Here is an 8,022-nt window from a genome sequence, read left to right on the forward strand (position 1 = left end):
AAAAGAAAATAATCAGGGTGGATATGTTCAGAGCGCTACTAACTGCGATACTTCTTTTTGTGCTTGTTGCTGCTCGTGCGCAGCCTTCGTCCAATGAAACGTGGATCAGGGAAAACTACACCAAGGCGGAATATGACATTCCCGTCCGCGACGGGATCAAGCTGCATACCATCGTATATACACCGAAGGATGCATCTCCCGATAAAAAATATCCCTTTTTAATGCAGCGCACCTGTTACAGCGTAGCTCCGTATGGTGCCGACAAGTTCCCTATGAAACTGGGTCCAAGTCCGGCCTTAATGCGTGACAAGTTCATTTTTGTGTATCAGGATGTGCGGGGAAGATATATGAGCGAGGGGGAATGGACCAATATGACCCCACATATCGCGCAAAAGAAAAAGAAGTCGGACGTAGATGAGTCCTCCGACACTTACGATACCATTGAGTGGCTGCTCAAAAACGTCCCGAACAACAATGGCAGGGTAGGGCAATGGGGTATTTCCTATCCCGGGTTTTATACTACTGCCAGCGCATTGTCGGGGCACCCAGCTCTAAAGGCATCCTCTCCACAAGCGCCGATTGCCGATTTTTTCTTCGATGATTTCCACCACAATGGCGTGTTTACGCAGGGTTATTACCTTACTTTTCCTGTATTTGGCATTAAGCCGCCAAAGCCAACCACCACTTCCTGGTTTGCCAGTGAAATGATCAGTCCGGAGCCCGACGGTTATACTTTCAACCTGAAAATGGGTTCGCTTAAAAATTTCGATAAGTATTATTCCAAAAACTGGTACTGGCAGGAAACAATGGATCATCCCAACTATGATGAGTTCTGGCAGAAAAGGGATATACTCCGGCATTTAAAAGGATTAAAACATGCATTTATGACCGTAGGCGGCTGGTTTGATGCGGAAGATCTGTATGGTCCGCTAAATACTTACAAAACCATTGAGAAGAACAATCCGTCCGCATACAATACATTGGTTGTAGGTCCGTTCGGTCACGGCCGGTGGAGTGCAGAGACAGGCCACACTATGCATAATGATATTTACTTCGGAGATAGTGTCGCCACTTTTTACCAAAACAACATCGAAGCCAAATTTTTCAAACACTTTCTGAAAGAAGCTGGCGATGGAAAAACGGGTTTGCCGGAAGCCTATCTTTTTGATACAGGTAAAAAAGAATGGAAAACCTATGATAAATGGCCGGTCGCCAATGCTGAAAGAAGGAAGCTCTATTTCCAGGCAAAAGGCAAACTCAGCTTTAATGCACCTGCCGAAAGCAAGTCTGCCACTGCTTATGTAAGCGATCCTTTAAAACCGGTTCCTTATACTTCAAACTACAAGCAAATGTCAGGCTTTACGCCATTTGAATATATGTCCGAAGACCAGCGTTTCGCGGCAGCGCGGCCTGATGTGCTTGTTTTTGAGACTGACGTGCTGGATCAGGATATTACATTGGGAGGAGAAATCAATGCATTGTTGAAAATCAGTTCTACCGGCACCGATGCTGATTTCTTTGTGAAGCTGATCGACGTTTATCCGGGTAATGAACAAAATCATGAATACCTGAAAGACAACAAAACAGTACTGGCGGGCTACCAGCAAATGGTCAGGAGCGAAATCATGCGGGCAAGATTCCGGAACAGCTTTGAAAAGCCCGAGCCGCTGGTTGCCGGACAGATGACGGATATTAAGTTCAGGTTACAGGATGTGCTGCATACTTTCAAAAAAGGGCATAAGATTATGGTGCAGGTCCAAAGTACTGCATTCCCGCTCTTTGACAGAAATCCCCAGAAGTACGTCGAGAACATTTACAAAGCTGCCGATTCTGATTTTACAACTGCCACGCAGACTGTCTACCACCAGGCAGACGCGGCGAGCGCACTGGAAGTTGATATGATCAAATAACACTCCACTTTTATGAAATTTAAATTAATGGCAATGAGTCTAACTGCTGCAAGCCTGAGCCTGTCCGCACAAGAAATCACATATCCGCAGACCAAAAAAGTAGAACATACTGACGAGTACCACGGAACCAAAGTAGCAGACCCTTATCGCTGGCTGGAAGACGACCGCTCTGACGAAACTGCAGCCTGGGTGAAGGCGCAGAATGAGGTTACTTTCGGGTATTTGAATAAGATCCCATTTAAAGCGAAGATTTTCACAGATCTTGAAAAAGCATATAATTACCCAAAGTATTCGGCCCCTTCGAAGAAAGGAGAGTACTTCTATTTCTACAAAAATGATGGTCTGCAAAATCAGGCTGTACTATATCGTCAGAAAGGCTTGAATGGAACACCGGAAGTTGTAATTGATCCCAACAAACTTTCACCGGACGGAACCACCAGGCTGGCTGCATTTAGTCTTTCGAAAGATGGCGGGTATGCAGTAGTTGGTTTGTCAAAAGGCGGATCGGACTGGCAGGAATATGGCGTAATGGATATGAAAACGCTCGCTATGTTGTCTGACAAAGTAGAATGGGTGAAGGTTTCCGGCGCAGCCTGGCAGGGGAATGGATTTTATTACAGCAGGTATCCAAAACCTGACGGAAGTGCATTGGCTTCGAAGAATGAAAACCATCAGGTGTTTTTCCATACAATAGGCACGCCCCAAAGTGCAGACAGGCTGGTGTATGAAGACAGTAAAAATCCGCAGCGTTTTCACACGGTAGGTACCACCGAAGATGAAGAATATGCGATACTAAGCATCAGCGATCGGGGTAAAGGGAAAGATGGAAATGGAGTTTGGGTTTTGAAGAAAGGAGAAACCAGATTCACGCCGATCAAGGAAGAAATCACGGATTTTAGTTACGGTGTAATCGACAATGTAGGTGCTGACTTTTTGATTGAAACCAATGAAAATGCACCTAATAGTAAGGTAATGTTGTTTGAATCCAAAACAGGAAAATGGAAGGCCGTTTTGCCGGAGAAACCCGAACCTTTGCAGGGCGCAGGTACTGCGGGCGGAAAGCTTTTCGCGACTTACTCCAAAGATGTAACAACAAGAGCGTACGTGTATGATCTTTCCGGCAAGCTGGAAAATGAGGTTGTATTACCTTCGCTGGGTTCAGCAAGCGGCTTTGGCGGCGAGCGTGGGGATAGCTTTGTTTTTTACACATTTACCTCATTCAATTATCCGCCAACGATTTTCAGATATGATATCGCCTCTAAAAAGAGCGAAGTATTCCGCGAGCCCGAAGTCGCATTCAAGCCTGCGGAATATGAAACAAAACAGGTGTTTTACCCAAGCAAGGATGGTACGAAAATTCCTGCATTTATTACCTACAAAAAAGGCTTAAAGCTCGATGGCAGCAACCCGACCATTCTTTACGGCTACGGTGGTTTTAATGTAAGTCTGCCGCCATCATTTAGTCCCACCCGCATTCCTTTCCTGAACCAGGGCGGCGTTTATGTACAAGCTAATTTGCGCGGCGGAAGTGAGTACGGTGAAAAGTGGCACGAGCAGGGAATGAAGCTTAAAAAGCAAAATGTATTCGACGACTTCATCGCGGCAGCCGAGTACCTGATCAAAGAAAAATATACTTCGCCGGAAAGGCTCGCCATTCAGGGCGGCTCCAATGGCGGCTTGCTTGTGGGTGCAGTTATGAACCAGCGGCCTGAACTATTCAAAGTAGCTTTCCCCGCAGTAGGCGTGATGGATATGCTGCGGTTTCACAAGTTTACGATCGGCTGGAACTGGATCGCGGATTATGGCAGCAGTGATAATGCGGAGGAATTCAAAGCACTTTACGCGTACTCACCTTTGCACAACATCAAAGAGGGCGGCAAATATCCTGCAACAATGATCACCACAGCCGATCACGACGACCGCGTAGTTCCTGCGCACTCATTCAAATACGCAGCCGAGCTACAAGCCAAAGCCGGCGCCTCATCGAACAATCCATTATTAATCCGCATCGACACCAACTCCGGCCACGGTGCCAGCAACACCAAAAAAGCATTGGAGACGCAAGCGGATATCTATGCATTCATGTTCGCGAATATGGAGCTGGTTTGGAAGTAGGGGAGTAGAAATGTAACTAGTTGTAATTTAATGTCATGATTTCTGTTTAGAAATTCTCTAACTCTATCATGCCATTATGAAAAAACTTTTATCATTCATTCTGTTACTATCTTCTCTCAACACCTACTCGCAGACATTAGAACAAGACCGGCTCGCACTTGTGGCATTCTTCAACGCTGCTGATGGTGAACGTTGGTTTTTTCAGCAAAGACCTTCTGATTATCCCGCGTGGCAAGTTCCTGGTAATCCAGGTGACAGCCCATGCGGTTGGTATGGGGTGGAATGTGAGAACAACCGTGTTGTAAGTCTTTCTCTGGTAGGTGAGGATGTGTCGGGTACCATTCCGGGAGAGTTCGGGAATCTTACTGCATTGAAGTCACTTATTCTTCCGGGAGGCGGTTTTTTTCAACAAACAAGGCCAACCTTGCATGGAGAATTGCCGCTGGAATTTGCAAATCTGGTTAATCTGGAAACCCTGGATTTGACAAACAACTTCTTTGATCAAACGAATTCACAAGTTCTTTTCAGTCTCCCCAACTTAAAATCGCTGTCATTTTCAGCTACCTGGCAAATTCCGTCCTCAATCGGGAATCTGTCAAAGCTGGAAACGCTGGTTATCGACAATAGGGGTACAAATGGCGCACGGGCGAATGTCGGGGCTTTTCCGGCTGAAGTTGGAAACCTGACCAACCTGGCAAGTCTGAGCATTTACAGTACCTCTTTTGCAGGTACTATCCCGGCCGAAATCGGAAACCTGGCAAACCTCACATCTTTGACTATGGACGCTCCTGTTACGGTCGGTACGATTCCATCTGCAATCGGGAATCTGGGCAGCTTGAAATTACTCTCGTTATCTAATATGCAAGGGGTAGGCGCCATTCCAACATCGATTGGCAATCTTTCGAATCTAACCTCACTGAAATTTTCAGACTTTACAGGAACACAGTCCATTCCGGCAGCAATCCGGAATCTGGCGAATTTAACTTCACTAGCCATGGACAATCTTGCCGGAGCCGGACCGATTCCATCGGAGATCGGAAGTATGATAAACCTTACTTCCCTGTCCATTACAGGTTTGGGAAATGCGGGCCCGATACCCTCAGAAATCGGTAACCTGATAAATCTTGAAGAACTGCATTTGGAGGAAAATGGACATACAGGCACCATACCAGCTTCATTCAACAAGCTGACGAACGCTTTTCGTATTTACCTTTCTAAAAACAATCTCACAAGTCCCATTCCGAGCTTAGGCGCGCTGAGGACCAGGCGGATCTTTATCAGTGAGAATAATTTCACTTTTGAAGGTTTGGAAACCAGTGAAAACAGGTTTGCAGGATATGCTTATCAAAAGAAGATACCTGTGACGAAAAGCAATGGAATGTTGTCTGTAAATGCGGGAGGTACATTATCTAAAAACACTTATAAATGGTACAACTTTGGCAGCCTGGTCGAAACAAAAGTCGGAGACAGTACATTCACGCCTGCGGAAACGGGAAATTACCACGTCGAGGTCACAAATTCTGTTGCAACAGGGTTAACGCTGATCAGTGAAAATGTAGAAAGCTCCCTTCCGGTGACGCTCATTTATTTTAGGGGAAAGCAGGAAAAAACCAGTAATGTAATATCCTGGAAGACTGCTTCCGAAACCTCAAACAAAGGATTTGAAATTGAAAAAAGCCAGGATAGCCGCACATTTGAACGTGTAGGCTTCATAGACGGGGGCGGAGATACCCGCGAGGATAGAAGCTATCGCTACATCGATCACACTCCGTTCGGTGTTACTTACTACCGCCTGAAACAACTGGACTATGATGGCAGGAGCGATTATTCCAAAATCATAATGGTTAAGAACGAGCCGGAATTAAGCGTCTATCCCAACCCGGCACGCGACTACATTACAGTTTCAGGGCTGTCAACACATGATGAACTTTCTATTTTCAACATGCGTGGCGAGCTAGTTTTAAAGCAACAATCAGGGATTTTAAAGCCTGTAAATGTAAGCGGCCTACCAGTTGGTATTTACACCCTGAAAATAGGTGATAGGATAAAAAACATTGCGATTTCGAAATAACTACTAAGGATATTTCGCATTGAAATGGTCTGCCTCATCAAAGGGGCAGACCATTTTTATTAACTTCCTAATCTCCCATTAAATCTCAATTTATTTCTACATGCAGGATACAACAGGACGGTGTGGATAGCTAAGTTTTCTAATCTTGTGCACCTTTCCAGAGTAAGAACCGACCGGTTAAAACCTTTCTGGAAAGTGCTATTCACCTCAAATCGACAAAATAATTAACAAAAAATATATGAGCAGTTCTAAAGTGAGCCAGTACCGGTATGTAAGCTATTTGTGGGATGATGAAAAAGCAGCTTCGCTCGGCGACGACCAGGTGGCGCTTCTTCTTTACCGTTCCAACCTGTTGGGAGCAGACCTCCGGCTAACCAACTATGCAGGTGGTAACACAAGCTGTAAGACCATTGAAAAAGATCCTCTTACAGGTAATCCGGTGGAGGTAATGTGGATCAAAGGCTCAGGCGGCGATATAGGTACATTGACAAGAAGCGGGCTGGCTGGTCTGTACGTCGACAGGCTGCATAGTCTTAAAAATATATACAGAGGTCTTGAATTTGAAGACGAAATGGTGGAGCTTTTCAACCACTGTATCTACGATCTGAAATCAAAAGCACCTTCCATTGATACCCCGCTGCATGGTTTGCTTCCGTTCAAGCACATTGACCACCTTCATCCCGACGCATTGATCGCGATCGCGGCCCCTAAAGAGGGGGAGGCTATTACAAAAGAGCTGTTTAACGGTGAACTGGCGTGGGTACCCTGGCAGCGTCCGGGCTTCGATCTTGGATTGAAGCTGGAACAAGCGCTGGCTGAAAATCCTGATATACGCGGAATCGTTTTGGGTGGACACGGTTTGTTTACCTGGGGAGATACTGCTTACGAATCTTACATTAATACATTAGATACAATTGAAAAAGCTTCTGAATACCTGAATGAGAACTACGGCAAAAACCGCCCGGTTTTCGGAGGACAGAAACTCCAGAGCGAGCCGCAGGAGCGTCGTACAGAGATCGCGGGCAAATTAGTCCCTTACCTGCGCGGACTGGCTTCTGAAAAGCAGGCGATGATCGGCCACTTTACTGACGACGAGCGTGTTTTGGAATACATTGCGAGCAACGATCTTGACAAACTGGCGCCGCTTGGTACCAGCTGCCCGGACCACTTTTTGAGAACAAAAATCCGCCCGCTGGTACTGGACCTTCCATTTGAAAAGCTGACTGCAACAGACCAGGAGATTTTGGATCAGATCCGCCCGCAATTTGAAGCTTACCGCGCCGATTACCAGGCTTATTACGATCGCTGCAAGCACGATAACAGTCCGGCAGTACGTGACCCAAACCCGGTTATTATCCTGCTGCCAGGTGTCGGGATGTTTTCTTTTGCCAAAGACAAACAAACCGCTCGAGTTGCAGCTGAGTTTTACATCAATGCAATTAATGTAATGAAAGGCGCAGAGGCGATTTCTTCTTACGTTTCACTCCCTGAGCAGGAAGCTTTTGACATTGAATACTGGTTATTGGAAGAGGCGAAGTTGCAGCGAATGCCGAAAGAGAAATCAGTATCGCGCAAAGTGGCGTTTGTTACAGGAGGTTCAGGCGGTATCGGAAAAGCTATCGCACAGAAACTGTTGCAGGAAGGCGCTTGCGTGGTGATTTCGGATATTGATGAAAAAGCATTGGCTGAAACCAAAGCTGAATTCGATGCCAAATTCGGTAAAGATTTTTCCGATACAACCATCGCCAACGTACTTGACGACGAGCAGATCAAAGCTGCGTTGCACGCAACAAAACTGAAATATGGCGGACTTGATATTGTTGTAAACTGCGCCGGACTTTCGATCTCGAAACCCATTGCCGAAACCACGATCAAGGATTACGATATCCTGCAGGATGTTTTGGTCAAAGGGCAGTTCCTCGTTTC

Annotated in this window: 4 protein-coding genes; all 4 read left to right on the forward strand. The window is 46.0% G+C overall.

Annotated features, from left to right (window positions below; all coding sequences use genetic code 11):
* Positions 1–23: 23 nt before the first annotated feature.
* Positions 24–1,910 carry a CocE/NonD family hydrolase gene (locus ACTIE6_RS11855; RefSeq protein WP_439556841.1) on the forward strand — a complete coding sequence of 629 codons (1,887 nt, stop codon included), beginning with the start codon at positions 24–26 and terminating at the stop codon, positions 1,908–1,910.
* 33 nt (positions 1,911–1,943) lie between these two features.
* Complete coding sequence (locus tag ACTIE6_RS11860) at positions 1,944–4,025, forward strand: prolyl oligopeptidase family serine peptidase (protein ID WP_439556838.1); 2,082 nt, start codon at positions 1,944–1,946, stop codon at positions 4,023–4,025.
* Positions 4,026–4,101: 76 nt separating this feature from the next.
* Complete coding sequence (locus tag ACTIE6_RS11865; protein WP_439556839.1) at positions 4,102–6,096, forward strand: T9SS type A sorting domain-containing protein; 1,995 nt, start codon at positions 4,102–4,104, stop codon at positions 6,094–6,096.
* A gap of 238 nt (positions 6,097–6,334) precedes the next feature.
* The coding region (locus tag ACTIE6_RS11870; protein ID WP_439556840.1) for a bifunctional rhamnulose-1-phosphate aldolase/short-chain dehydrogenase at positions 6,335–8,022 on the forward strand (1,688 nt) is incomplete at its 3' end.

Source organism: Dyadobacter sp. (genome assembly GCF_051859145.1).
GTDB lineage: Bacteria > Bacteroidota > Bacteroidia > Cytophagales > Spirosomataceae > Dyadobacter.

Coding starts and splice junctions, on each gene's coding strand:
- ACTIE6_RS11855 (WP_439556841.1), top strand. CDS start 24: ATGTTCAGAGCGCTACTAACTGCGATACTTCTTTTTGTGCTTGTTGCT.
- ACTIE6_RS11865 (WP_439556839.1), top strand. CDS start 4,102: ATGAAAAAACTTTTATCATTCATTCTGTTACTATCTTCTCTCAACACC.
- ACTIE6_RS11860 (WP_439556838.1), top strand. CDS start 1,944: ATGAGTCTAACTGCTGCAAGCCTGAGCCTGTCCGCACAAGAAATCACA.